The sequence below is a fragment of the Litorisediminicola beolgyonensis genome, assembly GCF_042679605.1.
Taxonomy (GTDB): Bacteria; Pseudomonadota; Alphaproteobacteria; order Rhodobacterales; family Rhodobacteraceae; genus Litorisediminicola; species Litorisediminicola beolgyonensis.
Genome location: NZ_JBHTMU010000014.1, coordinates 84,323 through 100,146, shown reverse-complemented (window position 1 = coordinate 100,146; position 15,824 = coordinate 84,323). Strand labels below are relative to the sequence as shown.

Below are 15,824 nucleotides of genomic sequence, written 5' to 3'. Positions count from 1 at the left end.
GTCGCGCGCACGGGCGCGCGGGTCGGGGGTCTGGGCCTTGGGAGTGGTTTCGGGCGCGGATGCCGCCAGCCGTTCCGCCCGGCGGCGCGCCAACCGTTCGGCGCGGCTTTCGAGCGGCGGGACCGGGCGCAGATCGTCCTCGGGCGAGGCCGGGTCCGGCGCCGGTGCGCGGCGGGAGAATTTCTTGCGGTCCATGAGCGTCACCGGCCGCTCCGCGTCATTTGCGCGGTCGGTGCGATCCGGTCATCTGCCGGCTGCCGGAAATTCGGTCTGCTCATCTCACGCGGCCTTCGTTCATGCGGGCGCTCCAAGAGTTAACTCTGATCCCTGAATCTGTCAGGAATGGGGACAAATCTCGGGCATTGTTGACGCAAGAGAGTTCAAAATCCGAACAGCCCTGCCGCGTCGATCGCCTCTTTTAGGAACTCCTCGCGGGTCGGGACCGGCCTCCAGCCAAGCTGATCCACCGGCTTGCTGTTGTCGAACCGGGAGAGATGCGCGCGGCTCTTCCAGTCCGACAGCGACGCGCGCACAACGCCAGGGCGCTTCAAGGCATGGGTCTTCAACGCCGATTTGACCGCATCTGTCGCCCAGAACGCGTGCAGATTGCCGGGACTGACGCGGATACGGGCACCAAGCCGGGCGTGGATCGCGTCGAAATAGTCCCGCGCGCTCATGCGGTAATCGCCGACGAGATTGTAATCCTCGCCGAGCGCAGCCTCGCTTTCGGCCATCAGGATCAGACCGTCGGCGACATCGTCGTTCAGAACGAAGGGCAGCGCGTTGCGCCCGTCGCCCCAGATCCGCACCGCGCCCGCGCCATGCCAACGCCCGATGCCCCAATGCTGAAGCGGACCGCCTGCTCCGAGCACGATACCCGGGCGCGCGATGGTGAGCGGCAGGCCTTGGTCGCGATGCATCGCCATGAGCCGCTTTTCGCATTCGGCCTTGGAGCGCGCGTAGAGATTGCGGTCGCTCATGTCCTCGGCGAAGCCGGTCGCCTCGGTGATGGTCCGGGACGGATCGGACATGTCGTAGCTGGCGATCGTGCCGGTATAGACCAGCCGCTTCACGCCCGCGTCGAGCGCGGCCTCGGCGATGGTCACCGCGACGCCCACATCGCGCCTGAGGCAATCCTCCCAGTCGGCGCCATGGGCGCGGGCGAGGTTGTAGACGTGGTCGATCCCCTGCATCGCATCGGCCAGAGCGGCGCGGTCGGACAGCGATACGCCGACGGTCTCGACCTGATCGGGCAGATCCGGGAACGGTCCGTGCCGCCCGCGCGAGACGACGCGCACATCGCGGCCCTCCGCCACCAGCCGACGGGTCAGGGCGCGTCCGATGAAGCCGGTCCCGCCGATCACCATCGCGCTGGGCTTAGGGTGCCGCGTGGCGATAGCGGGCGCTTTTGGAGTGAGTTTCTCGGCAGGGACATGGCCCAGCGCGGCGTCGAGTGCCTCCATCACCCAGACGGCGCGCTCGGGTGAGAGCCGTGGATCCGGTGTGTCTCCCCAGGCGGCGGCACAGAGGCCGCGGAAACTTTCGGCATAGGGATTGCGACGGTTGAGAGAGCGCAGGTGCTTGGCCGCGTTGCCGAGCCCCGCCGTCAGGTGCTGGCGCGACAGGCCCATCTGGCGGCGCACCGGGTTCAGGACCAGGTCCGAGGCGTTCTCGCGGTCGACGACCAGCGTATCGGCAGCGAAGTCGAGCGCGGCACGGGCCGACGAGCCCCGCAGCACCACGCTGCGCTGATCCACCGTTTCGACGAGCGACAGGGTGAAGGTCAGGTCGACATGCCCGGCGCGCGCCAGGATGCGGATCGATTGCGGGCGCATGTCGTCGCCGGGCAGGGCGACCGGCTTCGAGAAGACCGTATGCTCGATCTCGACCGGTCCGAACAGGTCGACCGCAAAGGCCATCAGATGCGGCCCGATCTCGAGAAGCAGGTTTCGGGGCTCGCGCAGGAGCCAGAGAGTGTAGGGCCCGGACCGCAGCGGCGCGAGCGGCAGCGCCCAGGTGATCTCAGCCGCGGAAATACGCCCGAGATCGCCGGTCTCGGCCAGGTCTTTCATCCGGACATAGGAGGGCAGGCAGAGAAAATTGTGCCCCGGCACGAGGCGCCGACGCGTGTCGCGTGCGATCTCTGCCAGCGCGCGCGTCTCCTCGGCGCTCTCAGCGACGGGCTTTTCGATCAGCACATCGAGCCCGGCGTCCAGACAGGTGCGCGCGAGCGGAACGTGCAGATGCGGCGGGGTCAGGATGTGGACGGCGTCGCAGCTGCCCGACGCGATCAGGTCTTCGACCGAGGTGAAGACCTGTGCGCCATGCGCGGCGGCCAGCGCCTCGGCGGCGCTCTGTGCGGGGTCGCAGACGGCGGCAACCTGCACACCCGGCGTCGCGCGAAGCGCGTCGGCGTGCCAGGTGGCGATGTATCCGGCGCCGACAAGTCCGATGCGGCGGTCAGTCATGGGCGGATCTCCGGTCCCTTGTATTCGATGAGGCGCATCTCCGCGCCGCGGAGGCGACGGAGGTGAAACCGCGCCATGCCGATGAGGTTGGGCAGCTTCGACAGCGTGAGAAGTGCTGCGAACCCGGTTGGGTCGCTGGCCTCTTCTCGGCGCAACCGGGCGCGGGTTCTTTGGAAGTTCAGCCCATAGGCTGCGAGCGGGCCCAGGACGAGCGGCGGCCAGAGCAGGCCAAGCGCGCAAGCGCCGAGGGGCAGCGCGGCCCCGTAGACCAGCGCGCGGCGCCGTTCGGTGACGAAATACTGCGGGTGCAAGTGTCCGACCTGCGCAAAGCCGTGCCCGGTGCGCTCGGCCCTTCGCCACCATTGTCCGAAGCGGGTCATCGCGGCGTCGTGCCGTGTCATCTCGTGCGGGAGACGGTGCAGAGACCAGCCGGCCTTGCGCAGGCGCTGGCACAGCTCGTCATCCTCGGCGGCGATCACGGTCGGATCGAAGCCCTCGGTCGCCTCGAAGGCGCTCCACCGCACCAGCATGTCGCCGCCGCAGGCCTCGATCTCGCCCGCAGGCCGATGCCACTCCCAATCACAGAGCCGATTGTAGAGGCTGGCCTCGGGAGATTTCTCGGACCGCCAGCCCGCCACCAGCGCGTGGCCGGGGTTCTGATCGAGAAACGCAACGCCAGCGGCGACCCATCCGGGCACAAGCGCGCAGTCCCCGTCGATGAACTGCACATAGTCCGGCGGATCATAGGCCAGAGCGGCGGCGCCTGCATTCCGGGCGCGGGCGGCGGTGAAGGGCGTGCTTGTGTCGAGCGTGACGATTTCGGCCCCGGCGGCCCGCGCAGCGTCGACCGAGCCGTCGGTCGAGCCGGAATCGACATAGACGATCCGACGCGCCTGGCCGGTCGCGGCGCGCAGGGCGTCGATCAGCCGTTGGCCTTCGTTGCGGCCGATCAGGACGAGATCGACCGTGCTCATGTCTCCGCCTCGATCAGGGCCGAGAGCTTGGCGCCCTCGCGGCGGCTGTCGAACTCGGCGCGGACCTTGCGCTGACCGGCGGCTCCCATGCGTCGACGCCTGTCCGGGTCGGTGATCAGCGTGGCGATGGCGGAGGTGAGCGCCTCCGGATTTCCGGCGGGCACCAGAAGGCCGGTCTCGCCGTCCTCGACCAGCTCGGGCACGCCGGCGATCCGGGTCGTGACGACCGGAACGCCCGCGGCCATGGCCTCCATCAGGACGACCGGCACGCCTTCCGCGAAGCTTGGCAGCACGAAGAGGTCGGTCTCGACGAGCGCGTCGGCCACGGCCTCCTGGTTGCGATAGCCGAGAAACCGTATCCGGTCCGAGAGGCCGGCGTTGGTCACCTTGGCCTCGAGCGCGGCGCGGTCGGGACCGTCGCCGATGAGATCGAGTTGCACGTCGGGATGGTCGGATGCGAGCCTGCGCACGGCATCGACGAGGAGCGGCACGCCCTTCACGCCCGCGAGCCGTCCGACGAAGAGAAGCCGCGTCCCCGGCCCTTTCTCGGACGCCTCGCGCCCGTAGCGATCCGGTTCGACGCCGCAATGCACGATGTGCAGCCGGTCCCAATGCTCCGGCGCGGCAAAGCACATGAGCTGCGATCTTGCGAAACTGGAAATGCAGATCGTGAATCGCGCCCGGGCGGCTTTCTCGTCGATCCGCCAATGCATCGGCTCGAAGAAGATGTCGGGACCGTGCAGCGTGAAGCTGAAAGGGATGCCCGACAGCTCCGAGGCGAGCATCGCCACGGAGCAGGACGCCTTCGCGATATGGTTGTGCAGATGCGCGACGTTGCGGCGCCGGAGCATGTCGGCGAGAACCAGCGCCTCGATCAGGTAGAAGCCCTGCCAGAGCTTAGCGCGCAGCCCCTTCGGAGCGGTTCGCCACGCCAGACCCGCGGTCTTGGCCAGCGCTCCGGGCCTCGCGATTGCCGCCCCAAGCGCGCGGAGGAGCGTCCCGGGCCGTTTCGCGGCCTCCAGGACGTGCCAGGTTTCGGATTGCAGCGCCCGCTGCTCGGGGCCGACGAGATGTTCGGGACCCGTGCGCCGGATCGAGCAGGGCAGAACCTCGTGCCCGAGCGCCCTCAGCGCGGCGATCTCGCGCTGGATGAAAGTGTCGGAGGCGCGGGGAAATTCGCCGGTGAGATAGGCCACGCGCTTCATGCCGCGCCCTCGCGGACGGCCCGGGCGAGAAGCTGCTCGAACCTTGGTTGCGCGCGTGGTTTCAGGCGCTTTCGAAGCTGATCGTTGGGATAGCTGAGCGGCATCAGCCGGGCCTTGAGCGCCGGGCCGCGCAGAAGCCCCGGCAGGCGCGACTCGATCGGCGACAGCGTGCCGCTCACCGCCTGCCAGATGGCAAAGGGCAGGGGCAGCACGAGGCGCGGCCAGCCGGTCTGGCGTTCGAGCGCCCTGAGGAACCGCTCGCGGTCGGGGCGGTCGTCGTCGAGGAGGTTCAGCGCCCCGGGCTCCGGCGTCGGGGTCAGCGCGGCGCTGACCAGCGCTTCGGCCACGCGGTCGACATGCACGAGCGGCAACTCGCCGCCCGATCCGCAGCCGATCAGAACCGGTCCGGCCTTGATCCCGAGATGGGCATTCCAGAGCCGCGCCGCGCCGAACACGATCCCCGGCCGCAACAGCCACAGCTCCGAGCCCGATGCGGTCGCGTGGCTGCGGCAGAGCTGCTCCTGCGCAAGTTTCGCGCCGACATAGGCGTCGCGCGGGGCGCTCCCGTCATCGAGCGCGGTGCTTTCCGTCACGTCTGCACCCGGATCGAGCGCGGATGTGCGATAGACCGCGATGGTGCTGACGAGCACGATCCTCGGAGGTGCGTCGGGATCGAGCGCCGCAAGAAGCCGCTCGGTCGCCTCCACCGTGTCGGTGGCGTGGCGGCGGGGGTCGGCCCCGAGATGGGCCGCGCAATGCAGAACCGCGCCGACGCCCACGGCCGCCTCGCGCAGCACGACTTCCGCGCCCGGCTCCGAGAGATCGGCGCGCACCAGCGTGATCTCAGGGTCGCGTTCCCAGTCGACGGGGCGCGATCCGCGGATCACGGCGCGGACGGCAAGGCCGCGGCGGCGCGCTTCGGCCACGGTCGCGCGACCGATGAAACCGCCCGCGCCGGTGATCAGGACGGTCATCTCGCCCATGGCATCGGCTCCATCGGGGCGCATCGGGTGCTCATGTTCTGCGGACCGCTGGTCAATCCGGCATTCTGGATCGCGAGCGTCACCTCGGTCATGTGCAGCGCGTAATCCCCCGCAAGACGGCTGTCGCGCCCGGTCTCGATCGCGTCGGCCAGCTCGGCGGGACCGAGCGCGAAATTCATCGACGCCGCCCCGCGACGTCCCAGCTTGGGATGGGTCGGCCCGGAGAGGCGCAGGCGGCGCGGAAAGGGATGCTCCATCAGTCGCCGTCGCAGCCGAAACCGGCGCGCGAAGCGCACCGGCGCGGCATTGTCCCAGGCGGCGTTGCAGGACAGGACGCCTTCGTCGCCGATAAGTCGGATGCGGTGATCATGCGGCGCGACGATCGAGCAGGTCAGCCGCGTCAGGGGCCCGTCCTCGAACTCCAGCACCGCGACCGAGAGGTCCGGCGCCATCGGACCGGTGCCCAGCTTGTCCGGCACCGTCTCGGCCGAGATCGCGTGAACGGTCGTCACGCTGCCGAACCAGGCGATGAGCCAGCTCAGCCAATAGCCCGCGTGTTCCAGCGTGCAGCCGGTGCGGAACTCGTCCTCGGCGGGCCAGGGCGCGCCCGATTCCGAGAGCCATTTGTCATAAGCGGCCTGCGGCACGAACCCGTCGTCCAGCTCGGCATAAATCGCCCGCAGCGCACCGGCGGTGCCGTCCCGGACCGCGCGCCCGAGGGTCTGCGCGGCTTCGCCGAGCACGGAGCATGGGGCCGAGGCAAGCTGCAGGCCCCGGTCCCTGGCCAGGGTCACGAGATCCCGCGCCTGATTGATGTCGAGCGCCAACGGCTTCTCGCAATAGACATGGTGACCGGCCAGGAGACAGGCGCGGTTGACCGCGAAATGCTCCGACGGGTTGGTGAGGTTCAGGACGATCCCGCCCTCGGGCAGATCGGCCAGCATCTGGTCGAGACCCTGCGCGGCGGGCACTGACCAGAACGTCGAAAACGCCGCAAGCCGCTTAGGGTCGCTATCCCAGGCCGCGACGACGGCCAGTCCCGGAAAGGTCGCGAGCCCGCGCATGTAGAGATCGGCGACGAAGCCGCAGCCGATCAGCGCGACGGGAACGCTCATAGGTCCCGCGCGGCGCGCTCATCGCCGTCCCTGATCCGCGTCGCGGTCATCTGCCTGCCTTTCAGCCTGCCGGCCCCTCGATTCGCCCGGTGCCGGTCGTTCGGACTGCTTCAAGCAGCCGATCATGGCACCAGTTCGACCATTCTTCGCTGATGCGGAAAAAGTCTCAAGCCGGGCGCGGGATTGTTGCGCGATCCGTGGCGATCAATCCCGGAAAACTCCGGATTCATTGCATTTTCCGGCTCCAAATGAGGTAGGATTGTGGTATTGAGATGGCGGGGGCAGCGATATGGGGTTGCCTGTTTCATGGAGTTTCTGGTCGACGAGTGTCGTGTGACCGTCAACGTGCCCGACTGGGCCGCGTTGGATGCCGCTGTCTCCGGGCGGCTGGCCGCACGGCGTGGATTTTCTCTCGCCACGCTGAATCTCGACCATCTCGTGAAGCTCGCCGGGTCGCGCGACTTCCGCACCGCCTACGCGGCGCAGGATTTCGTCACGGCGGACGGCAACCCCATCGTCTGGATGTCGCGTCTCGCGGGCAAACCGGTCTCTCTCGTCCCGGGCTCCGACGCGATCCTGCCGATATGCCGCATCGCTGCGCGCATGGAGGTTCCGGTGGCGCTCGTCGGCAGCTCTCGGCCGACGCTCGCCGCCGCCAAGGCGCATCTAGAAGAGGCCGTCCCGGGCCTGACCGTCGCACTGACCCACGCGCCGGATTACGGGTTCGACCCCGAAGGCGCCGCTGCCGAGGATGTGATCGCGCAGATTCGCGACAGCGGCGCGCGGCTCTGCTTCCTGGCCCTCTCTGCTCCGAAACAGGAGATGTTCGCCGTGCGCGCGCGTGACCGTCTTGGCGAGGTCGGCTTCGTGTCCATCGGCGCCGGTCTCGATTTCTTCTCGGGCGAGCAGCGCCGTGCGCCGAAGCTGGTCAGGCGGTTGGCGCTGGAATGGCTCTGGCGGATGGCGATGAACCCGGCGCGGCTCGGCCCGCGCTATCTGCGCTGCGCCGCGATCCTGCCGGGGCAGGCGGCGCAGGCGTTGGGCCAGCGTTTCCGCGCGGCCTGATCAGTCGATCGGTCGCGGCGCAGGTCCGTCGGTGCCGCTCAGAACCCAATCGTAGACCTGCCGCACCTGCCGCGCTTTCGCGCTCCAGGTGAAGGATTGCGCGACCCGTTGGCGCGCCGCGTCCCCGATCGGACAAAGAGGCGACGGATCCTCGGCCAGCGCGGTCAGTCGCGCCCTCACATCCGCGACGATCCCCGCGCGGTCCGAGCAGGGGACGGTGAACCCCGTCTCCGGCGTCACCAGCTCGGCCGGTCCGCCATATTCTACCACGAGCGGGGGCAGCCCGAGCGCCATCGCCTCGAGCACCACGCCGCCGCCGAACTCGCGGATGGACGGAAAAAGCAGGATATGCGCCTTGGCCATGATGTCCTGCACCTCCTTGTGCGGACGCCACCCGTGGAAGCGCACGGAGGTTCCGAACCGCGCGGCCTGAGCTTCGAGCAACGCGCGCATCGGACCATCGCCGACGATGTCGAGGCTCATGCGCCCGGACTCGATCAGCGGTGCGGCGGCCTCCAGCGCCATGTCCGGCCCCTTGTAGGGCACGAGCCGCCCCACGAAGACCGCTCTCAGAGGCTCCCCGGGGGAAGGCGGAGCGGCGCGGCGATTGAACCGGGCCGGGTCGATGCCGTTCTCGGGCAGCCAGACGAGTTTCGAGGCAAGGCGCTCGGGGATTTCCGACGCCGTGTGGCGACTCCCGGCCAGGATGGCCGAGGCATGGTCCAGCGTCGCATTGCGGCCCGGCAGGATTTTGTAGACCGAGCGCAGGTTCGTCAGCCACTCACGCTCGGCCCGGCGCTCGGCGTCGAACCCGGCGGGCCAGGGCACGCCGCCGTTCAGCGGTCCGATCACGAAGGGCACGCCCGCGCGCGAGATCCGGGGCGCGAGCGGCGAGGGGGCGGTGGGCGAGAGCGGCGTCACCCGGTGCACGATATCCCAGTTGCCGCGGGCGATCTGGGCGCCGAAGCGCTGCCAGACCAGGCGCTCGAAATAGGGATAGCTGAGCGAGCTGAGCGCGGTGACGAGCGTCCAGCCCTTGCCCTCGCCCATGCGCAGCCATTCCGAGAGCTTCCAGAGCGGCTTCGCGATCGCGTCGCTGTCGATGGCCGTGAAGTCGCGCCCCTCGACCTGGCCTGCGCGCAAAAAGGCGTCGCGGTTGCGCAGATGCGTGACCACATGCGTGTCTGCGACCTCGCCAAGCGCCTGAGACATGGACCAGCCCACGAGCGGGACCGAAACCCATTCCGGGTTCGCCGCCTCGGCGATCACGAGAACCTTCGGGCGGGCCATCTCAGATCACCGGCTTCCACGTCAGGGGATCGGTCGCGGTCGATAGCGGGGCCTTGCTGCGCACCCTGTCGCAATAGCTCAGGAGCATCCCGGCCACGATCCAGGTCACCACCGTCAGTGTCGCGTTCGGCAGGAGGTCGAACATGTTCACCGCCAGAAACAGCGCCATCGTCGCGCTGAGCGGGCTGACGGCCCCAGGATCCCGGGTGCGGAACTGCCACCAGAGCGTGATGAGCGGCAACAGCAGAAGGCCGAACTGCGCGACGAAGCCGAGGAACCCGAAGGTGCCGAGCACGATCACCCATTCCCCGTCCGAGATCGTCACGCTTTCGCCGCTGCGGGGGTCGAGGATCTGGTTTCTGCCCCAGCTGCCCCATCCGAAGAGCGGTTTCTCCATCGCGCGGTCGCGCAACACGTTTTCGTTGGCGAAGCGGAAGGAGATCGAGCGCGAGCGATCCTCGTCGATCTGAGCGACGCGCTCGACAATGACGCGCTCGGGGATCAGGTCGATGCTCTTCAGCGCCGGATAGGCGACGGACACGCTGGCGATCACCAGCGCGAGGAGCATCTGCTGGCGTGCCCCCAAGAGCACGACGGCCGGGACGACCACCATGGCGAAAAGCAGCGCTCCGAGGGATTTCGCGAGCACCAGGACCACAGCCAGATAGGCCGCGGCGAGGAACCACTTCCGGCGGTCGCCCTCGCGATCGTGCTTCCACAGGCCGACAGCGGCGATGAGCGCGGCGAAGCAGAAGAACGCGACCCAGAGCCCGTGATAGAGAAAGACCATGGGGCGGAACCCGCCGAAGCGGATCGTCTGGGCGAAGGAGTGCTGGTAGTAGCCGTAGACCCACATGTTGAGCTGCGGCGACAGGCGGACCTCGATCAGCATCAGGACGCTGTAGGCGAGGCCTGCGATGACGAGCGCGATGAAGGTGTCGCGCAGGTCCTTGGACGTATGCAGAACCTGCGCCGCCAGAAGAAACGGCAGGATGTGCATGAGGTGCTGGAGCGGCAGCGCAATGGCGTCTTTCAAACCAAGGCCAGGAAGGCCGATGCGGCCCCAGAAGACCGGCTCGGTATTGGTGATGACGGTGAAGACCGGCGTCACCGCATAAATTGCTAAGAGCACGCGCGCCGCGGTCGACCGGGGGATCAGCGTCTGCAACTGGCCCAGCGCCATCATCGCGCCGATGCAGCTGAGCGACGGGATCACGTGTTTCGTCAGAGGCGGAAAGAGTGGCAGGTCGAAGGCGGCAGGCGGTTCCGGCAGCAGGAGGTAGCCGCCGAGCATGGCCGCTAGAAAGGCGTGCTGAACCGACAGCCGCCGGAACAGGACGACCGTCACCACCGGCCAGAGGGCCAGCATCAGAAAGGCTATCGCGTTGGGCATCCGGCCCTGTCTCGCTTCTCTGCCTCGGTAGGTCCGGCGGCGCCGCCTGGCGCATGCCGGTCCCGGGTCTGCATCTCCGCCCGGTTCAGACTACCCTAACCCGACCGATGTGGCAGCCTTATGGCGACGAGGTGCCGGGTTCAGCGCTTGGCTTGTCGGCTCCGGCTGACCTTTGCGCGGGTCTTGGCCGATTTCTTGCGCGCCTTGTCGAGCTTGCGCTTGGGGCCGCCCTTCCCGGGTTTGCCGCCGCGGCGTCCGCCGCCGCCGCGCCTGCGGTCGTCACCGCGGCCGCCGGGCATCTCGCGGTCTTCGAGCTTGATCAGTTCGAGCCCGATGCCGCCCGTCACCGGCGCGACGTCGACTAGCTTGACGGTGACGCGCTGGCCGAGCCCGATCTCGACCCCGGTATCGGCGCCCATGAGCGTCTGGCTCGCCTGGTCGTAGTGGAAATACTCGCGGCCGAGATTGCGCATCGGGATCAGCCCGTCGGCGCCGGTCTCGTCGAGCTTCACGAAGACGCCGAACCGGGCGATGCCGCTGATCCGGCCCCCAAGCTCGGCGCCGACGCGGTCCGAGAGGAACGCGGCGAGATAGCGGTCCGTGGTGTCGCGCTCGGCGGTCATTGAGCGGCGTTCGGTCTGCGAGATATGCTCGGCCGTCGCCTCGAGCCGCTCGATATCGCGCTCGGTCAGCCCGTCCGTGCCCCAGCCATGCGCCGAGATCAGCGCGCGATGCACGATCAGGTCGGAATAGCGCCGGATCGGCGAGGTGAAATGCGCGTAATGGGTCAGCGCGAGGCCGAAATGCCCGAAATTCTGCGGGCTGTAATAGGCCTGCGTCATCGCACGCAGCGTCGATATGTTGATCAGCTCGGCCTCGTCCAGACCGGCCGCATCGTGCAGAAGCCGGTTGAGATGCGCGGTCTTCAGGACCTGGCCCTTGGCGAGCGTGAGCCCCGAGGCCTGGGCCGTCTCGCGCAGCGCGTCGAGCTTCTCGGGCGGCGGCTCTTCATGCACCCGGAAGAGAAGCGGCGTCTTCTTCGCGATCAGCGTCTCGGCTGCGCAGACATTGGCGAGGACCATGAACTCCTCGATCAGCCGATGCGCGTCGAGCCGTTCGGCGAAATTCACGCTCTCGACAGTGCCATCCTCGGCGAGAACGATCTTGCGCTCCGGCAGGTCGAGATCGAGCGGTTGCCGACAGTGCCGCGCGGACTGGAGCGCGTGGAAGGCGGCGAAGATGGGCTTGATCACATCCTCGACCAGCGGCGCGGTCTTCTCGTCCGGGTTGCCGTCGAAGGCCGATTGCGCCTGACGATAGTTCAGCGCGGCGGGCGACCGCATCAGGCCGCGGTGGAAGCTGTGGCTCTTCTTGTCGCCATGCGCATCGATCACCATGCGCACCGCGACGCAGGCGCGCGGCACGCCCTCGTGCAGCGAGCAGAGATCGCCCGACAGCCGGTCGGGCAGCATCGGCACGACGCGGTCGGGGAAATAGCTGGAATTGCCGCGCCGCCAGGCCTCCTGGTCGAGCGCGCTGCCGGTGTGGACGTAATGGGCGACATCGGCGATCGCGACCCAGATCACGTGACCGCCCTCGTTGGCGGGATCGGTGTCGGGCTGCGCGAAACAGGCGTCGTCGCGGTCGCGGGCATCGACCGGGTCGATGGTGATAAGCGGCAGCTCGCGAAGATCCTCGCGGCCCATCAGGCCCGCGGGCTTCATCGCGTCGGCCTCGGCCAGGACCTCTTCGGGGAAATCGTCCGCAATGCCGTGCTGGTGGATAGCGATGAGCGAGACCGCCTTCGGCTCGGACGGATCGCCGACCCGCTCGGTGATCCGCGCGCGGGGCAGGCCCATGCGACCGCGCGGGCCGATCTGTTCGGCCTCGACCAGCTCGCCTTCCTTGGCGCCCGCGGTCGCGTCCGCCGCGACGCTCCACTCGGCGTCGGCGCCCTTGTCGATGGCGACGATCCGCCCGCCTTCCGAGCCCTTGCGGAAAATGCCGACGATCCGCTTCGGGCTCGCCCCGATCCGCCGTATCAGCCGCGCCTCGTAGCCGATCTCGCCGTCATTGACCTGGGTGAGACGCGCGAGGATGCGGTCGCCCTTTCCCAGGGCCGGATCGCTGTCGCGCGGGATGATCAGGACCACCGGCTCCGCGCCGTCTCCGTGCCATTCCAGCGGCTTGGCGAAGAGATCGCCGTCCCGGGACGGGGCCTTGACCTCCAGGACCGAAACGGGCGGCAGCCGGTCGGGATCGCGGTAGGTCTTGCGGCGCTTCTCGAGATGGCCTTCGGCTTCCAGCTCTTTCAGAACGCGCTTCAGGTCGATGCGCTGGGCACCTTTCAGGCCGAAGGCCTTGGCGATGTCGCGCTTGGCCGACAGGGTCGGATTGTCGGCGATCCAGTCGAGAATCTGCGCCTTGGAAGGAAGCTCTTTCATGATCGGCACCTAGCACGCGGCAAGCGGAGCGTCACGGGCGAAGACGCGCACGATGCCGTGCCTGCCAAAGCTCCAGAAACGCGAGCGGGACGAGGTAGAAGGCGAAGAACATCGTGATGTCGAAGGCGCCGGTGAAGGCCTCGTTGCTCCAGAGGCCATCGGTCGCGAGATACCACAGCCCATAGGCCACCCGGTAGACCCAGGATCCGAGCGCGAGGACGGCCAGCCTGAGCGCCCAGGCGCGGTGCCGCTCGAAATCTCGCGCGCGGGCGGCGCTCCAGGCGCACCCGGCGGCGGCGCCAAGAAGAAGCCCGTAAAGCGCGAAGCCCGCCGACATCCACGGCCCGCCAATCGTGCCGCGCCAGACGATATAGGCAAGCCCGGCCAGCGCGGTGAGAAGGGCGAGCGACACGGCCAGCCGCCCGGTCCAGCGGTGGAAGGCCGGAAACTGGCTGCGGAGCGCGCGCGGGACCTGCAGGAACACCAGAAGCGTCAGCACGCCGCCCGTCGCCATATGCGCGTAGACGGCCGCGGTGGCGATCGGTCGGTCCGGGGCGAAGAAGCGCGACGGCTCCGACGGTCCGCCAAGGGCATCGACCGCCAGCGCGACCGCGTAAAGCGCGAAGGGCGCCGCCAGGAGCGCCCCGAGCGCCGCGGCCAGCGCGCCCGGCCAGCCGGAGGGAAGGCGTCTTGCGAGCGACATATGTTCAGTCTTGCCCGGAATCCGCGCCGGTGAAAGCCTGTCTTGAAACCGTGGGTTGCCCTTGAGATGCGCAGGCATAGACTCCTGCGAGAAACCGGAAGGCGGCGGGCATGGCAGAGAAACATCGTTCCTTCGGCGTCGTGGGCCTTGGAAACTTCGGGAGCACGGTCGCGCGCGAGCTGACCCGGTTCGGCAACGCCGTGATCGGCATCGATATCGACGAGGCGCGCGTCTCGGCCCATGCCGATGAGCTCAGCCAGGCGCTGATCGTCGATGCGCGCGACGAACAGGCGGTCCGCGAGTCAGGGATAGGCGAGTGCGACATGGTGCTCGTCGCGATGGGCTCGGATCTCGAGGCCTCGATTATCACCGCGATCAACCTCAAGCTCGTAGGCGTCGAGAAGATCTGGGCCAAGGCCCGCACCAAGACCCATCACCGGATCCTGTCGCGCCTCGGCGTCGACCGGATCGTGCATCCCGAGGTCGAGGTCGGCCAGCATGTCGCGCAGGTCCTGAACAACCCGGTCATCCGCGACTTCATCAGCCTCGGAAACAGCTACTACGTCGTCAATGTGCGCGTGCCCGAGGCGCTGGAGGGCAAGACGCTCGACGATCTCGATCACCGCGAGGAGTTTTCGCTCAGGTGCCTTGGCGTGATGCGCGGGACCGAGTTCATCGGCGACGATGGCAAGCCCTGCGAACTGCGCTGCGACGACCTGCTCCTGCTTCTGGGCAAGCGCGGCGATCTGCGGCGCTTCGCGGCGCAGATCTAGACCGGTGGCGATGATCGGCATCCGCGCTCGGCTCCGCTACCGGGCGTTGCACCTGTCGCCGCCGATGCTTCTGGCGACCTTCTACCTGTTCTTCGTGGTCCTCGGCGGCTTCGTCCTCTGGCTGCCCTGGTCGAACAACGTTCCGCTGAGCTTCATGGAGGCGCTGTTCACCTCGACCTCCGCGGTGACGGTCACGGGGCTCGTGGTGGTCGATACCGGCGCGACCTTCACGATGTTCGGACAGGGCGTCCTGATGGTGTTGATGCAGCTCGGCGGCCTCGGGCTCATGACCTTCGCGGTCTTCGTGCTCTCGGCCATCGGCGTCTCCGTGGGCCTCAACCAGCGCCTGATCCTGCGCGAGGACCTGAACCAATCCTCGATCGGCGACCTCCTGACGCTCGTGCGCATCATCTTCTTCGTGGCCGTGGGCTGCGAGATCGCAGGCGCGGTGCTCCTGGCTTTCGTTTTCGTGCCCGAGCTTGGCTGGGGCAGGGGGCTCTGGTTCTCGGCCTTCCACGCGGTCTCGGCGTTCAACAACGCGGGCTTCGGGCTGAAATCCTCGAGCCTCATGGACTATGTCGGCGACCCGATCGTGAACCTCGTGATCCCGACGCTCTTCATCCTCGGCGGGCTCGGGTTCATGGTGCTGGGCGATCTCTACACGCGCCGGAAATGGCGCAGCCTGACGCTGCATTCGAAGCTCATGCTGGCGGGCACCGCGGGTCTGATCGTGTGGGCTTTCGTGACCTTCGCGGCGCTCGAATGGACCAATCCCGGCACCCTGGGCGGGCTCGAGACCACCGGAGAGCGTCTCATGGCCGCGTGGTTCCAGTCGGTCACGCCGCGGACCGCGGGGTTCAACACGCTCGACTATTCCAGCATGCACGACACCACGATCCTGATGACCATCGCCCTGATGATCATCGGGGGCGGCTCAACCTCGACCGCGGGCGGCATCAAGGTCACGACCTTCATCGTGCTGATCCTCGCCACCATCGCCTTTTTCCGCCGCCGCCCGTCGCTCAACGCCTTCGGGCGGAGCCTCGGCGTCAACGAGGTCATGAAGGTGATGGCGCTGATGACGGTCTCGACGCTGATCATCTTCGTCGGCCTCTTCGTCGTCTCGGTCAGCCATGACGGCGATTTCAAACGGCTGCTCTTCGAGGTGGTCTCGGCCTTCGGCACGGTCGGCCTGTCGATGGGCGAGACCGCGAACCTCGACTTTGGAGGCCGGATCGCCATCATGGCGGTGATGTTCCTGGGACGAGTCGGTCCTCTGACGCTGGGGTTTTTCCTGGCCCGGCATTCGGTGGCCAAGGTGCGCTACCCGGCCGGGCAGGTTTTCCTCGGGTGAGGCTGTTTTTGACCCCGGGCCCGCCAAGCCTATCTTTTTGGTGGGAATCTTCTTGTG

The 15,824-nt window shown here is 68.0% G+C and carries 12 protein-coding genes and 1 pseudogene; 3 read left to right on the top strand and 10 right to left on the bottom strand.

Annotated features, from left to right (window positions below; all coding sequences use genetic code 11):
• The 6 genes and pseudogenes from ACFQ4E_RS09875 to ACFQ4E_RS09850 all read right to left on the bottom strand — a co-directional run.
• A pseudogene (locus tag ACFQ4E_RS09875) lies at nt 1-204 on the bottom strand (hypothetical protein); the annotation flags it as partial.
• 176 nt (nt 205-380) lie between these two features.
• Nucleotides 381-2,468 (bottom strand): NAD-dependent epimerase/dehydratase family protein, encoded by a 2,088-nt coding sequence (locus tag ACFQ4E_RS09870; protein WP_386803059.1) that lies wholly within the window; start codon nt 2,466-2,468, stop codon nt 381-383.
• Nucleotides 2,465-3,442, bottom strand: coding sequence for a glycosyltransferase (locus ACFQ4E_RS09865; protein WP_386803057.1), 978 nt, complete (start codon nt 3,440-3,442; stop codon nt 2,465-2,467). Before ACFQ4E_RS09865 ends, ACFQ4E_RS09870 begins: the two co-directional genes overlap by 4 nt.
• Nucleotides 3,439-4,647, bottom strand: coding sequence for a glycosyltransferase family 4 protein (locus ACFQ4E_RS09860; RefSeq protein WP_386803055.1), 1,209 nt, complete (start codon nt 4,645-4,647; stop codon nt 3,439-3,441). The genes ACFQ4E_RS09865 and ACFQ4E_RS09860 overlap by 4 nt, the downstream gene beginning before the upstream one ends.
• Nucleotides 4,644-5,630, bottom strand: coding sequence for an NAD-dependent epimerase/dehydratase family protein (locus ACFQ4E_RS09855; protein WP_386803053.1), 987 nt, complete (start codon nt 5,628-5,630; stop codon nt 4,644-4,646). The genes ACFQ4E_RS09860 and ACFQ4E_RS09855 overlap by 4 nt, the downstream gene beginning before the upstream one ends.
• Entirely contained in the window at nt 5,618-6,745 is a 1,128-nt protein-coding gene (locus ACFQ4E_RS09850) for a Gfo/Idh/MocA family protein (RefSeq protein ID WP_386803051.1), read from the bottom strand. The genes ACFQ4E_RS09855 and ACFQ4E_RS09850 overlap by 13 nt, the downstream gene beginning before the upstream one ends.
• 306 nt (nt 6,746-7,051) lie before the next feature.
• Between ACFQ4E_RS09850 and ACFQ4E_RS09845 the strand changes: the two genes are divergently transcribed.
• Nucleotides 7,052-7,810, top strand: coding sequence for a WecB/TagA/CpsF family glycosyltransferase (locus tag ACFQ4E_RS09845; protein WP_386803049.1), 759 nt, complete (start codon nt 7,052-7,054; stop codon nt 7,808-7,810).
• On the opposite strand, the gene ACFQ4E_RS09840 is transcribed toward ACFQ4E_RS09845, so the two are convergent.
• The 4 genes from ACFQ4E_RS09840 to ACFQ4E_RS09825 form a co-directional block, all read right to left on the bottom strand.
• Nucleotides 7,811-9,100, bottom strand: coding sequence for a glycosyltransferase family 4 protein (locus ACFQ4E_RS09840; protein ID WP_386803047.1), 1,290 nt, complete (start codon nt 9,098-9,100; stop codon nt 7,811-7,813). It abuts the gene before it with no gap.
• A 1-nt stretch (nt 9,101) separates the two neighbouring features.
• The gene (locus ACFQ4E_RS09835; RefSeq protein WP_386803045.1) at nt 9,102-10,493 is read right to left on the bottom strand and encodes a hypothetical protein; all 1,392 of its coding nucleotides are present in this window, start codon (nt 10,491-10,493) and stop codon (nt 9,102-9,104) included.
• A gap of 140 nt (nt 10,494-10,633) precedes the next feature.
• Nucleotides 10,634-12,937, bottom strand: a complete 2,304-nt coding sequence (rnr, locus tag ACFQ4E_RS09830; protein WP_386803043.1) for a ribonuclease R — start codon at nt 12,935-12,937, stop codon at nt 10,634-10,636.
• Nucleotides 12,938-12,968: 31 nt separating this feature from the next.
• Nucleotides 12,969-13,640 carry a DUF2306 domain-containing protein gene (locus tag ACFQ4E_RS09825; RefSeq protein ID WP_386803041.1) on the bottom strand — a complete coding sequence of 224 codons (672 nt, stop codon included), beginning with the start codon at nt 13,638-13,640 and terminating at the stop codon, nt 12,969-12,971.
• A gap of 110 nt (nt 13,641-13,750) precedes the next feature.
• On the opposite strand from ACFQ4E_RS09825, the gene ACFQ4E_RS09820 reads away from it, so the two are divergent.
• Both ACFQ4E_RS09820 and ACFQ4E_RS09815 read left to right on the top strand, forming a co-directional pair.
• The gene (locus tag ACFQ4E_RS09820; protein WP_386803040.1) at nt 13,751-14,413 is read left to right on the top strand and encodes a potassium channel family protein; all 663 of its coding nucleotides are present in this window, start codon (nt 13,751-13,753) and stop codon (nt 14,411-14,413) included.
• Nucleotides 14,414-14,423: 10 nt separating this feature from the next.
• Nucleotides 14,424-15,767: a TrkH family potassium uptake protein gene (locus ACFQ4E_RS09815; protein ID WP_386803038.1), complete on the top strand. Its 1,344-nt coding sequence runs from the start codon at nt 14,424-14,426 to the stop codon at nt 15,765-15,767.
• Nucleotides 15,768-15,824 lie beyond the last annotated feature (57 nt).

Bases quoted from the DNA above. Each gene is read 5' to 3' on its own strand.
- ACFQ4E_RS09845 (WP_386803049.1), top strand. From the start codon at position 7,052: ATGGAGTTTCTGGTCGACGAGTGTCGTGTGACCGTCAACGTGCCCGAC.
- ACFQ4E_RS09870 (WP_386803059.1), bottom strand. From the start codon at position 2,468: ATGACTGACCGCCGCATCGGACTTGTCGGCGCCGGATACATCGCCACC.
- ACFQ4E_RS09850 (WP_386803051.1), bottom strand. From the start codon at position 6,745: ATGAGCGTTCCCGTCGCGCTGATCGGCTGCGGCTTCGTCGCCGATCTC.
- rnr (WP_386803043.1), bottom strand. From the start codon at position 12,937: ATGAAAGAGCTTCCTTCCAAGGCGCAGATTCTCGACTGGATCGCCGAC.
- ACFQ4E_RS09825 (WP_386803041.1), bottom strand. From the start codon at position 13,640: ATGTCGCTCGCAAGACGCCTTCCCTCCGGCTGGCCGGGCGCGCTGGCC.
- ACFQ4E_RS09865 (WP_386803057.1), bottom strand. From the start codon at position 3,442: ATGAGCACGGTCGATCTCGTCCTGATCGGCCGCAACGAAGGCCAACGG.
- ACFQ4E_RS09815 (WP_386803038.1), top strand. From the start codon at position 14,424: ATGATCGGCATCCGCGCTCGGCTCCGCTACCGGGCGTTGCACCTGTCG.
- ACFQ4E_RS09855 (WP_386803053.1), bottom strand. From the start codon at position 5,630: ATGGGCGAGATGACCGTCCTGATCACCGGCGCGGGCGGTTTCATCGGT.
- ACFQ4E_RS09840 (WP_386803047.1), bottom strand. From the start codon at position 9,100: ATGGCCCGCCCGAAGGTTCTCGTGATCGCCGAGGCGGCGAACCCGGAA.
- ACFQ4E_RS09820 (WP_386803040.1), top strand. From the start codon at position 13,751: ATGGCAGAGAAACATCGTTCCTTCGGCGTCGTGGGCCTTGGAAACTTC.
- ACFQ4E_RS09860 (WP_386803055.1), bottom strand. From the start codon at position 4,647: ATGAAGCGCGTGGCCTATCTCACCGGCGAATTTCCCCGCGCCTCCGAC.
- ACFQ4E_RS09835 (WP_386803045.1), bottom strand. From the start codon at position 10,493: ATGCCCAACGCGATAGCCTTTCTGATGCTGGCCCTCTGGCCGGTGGTG.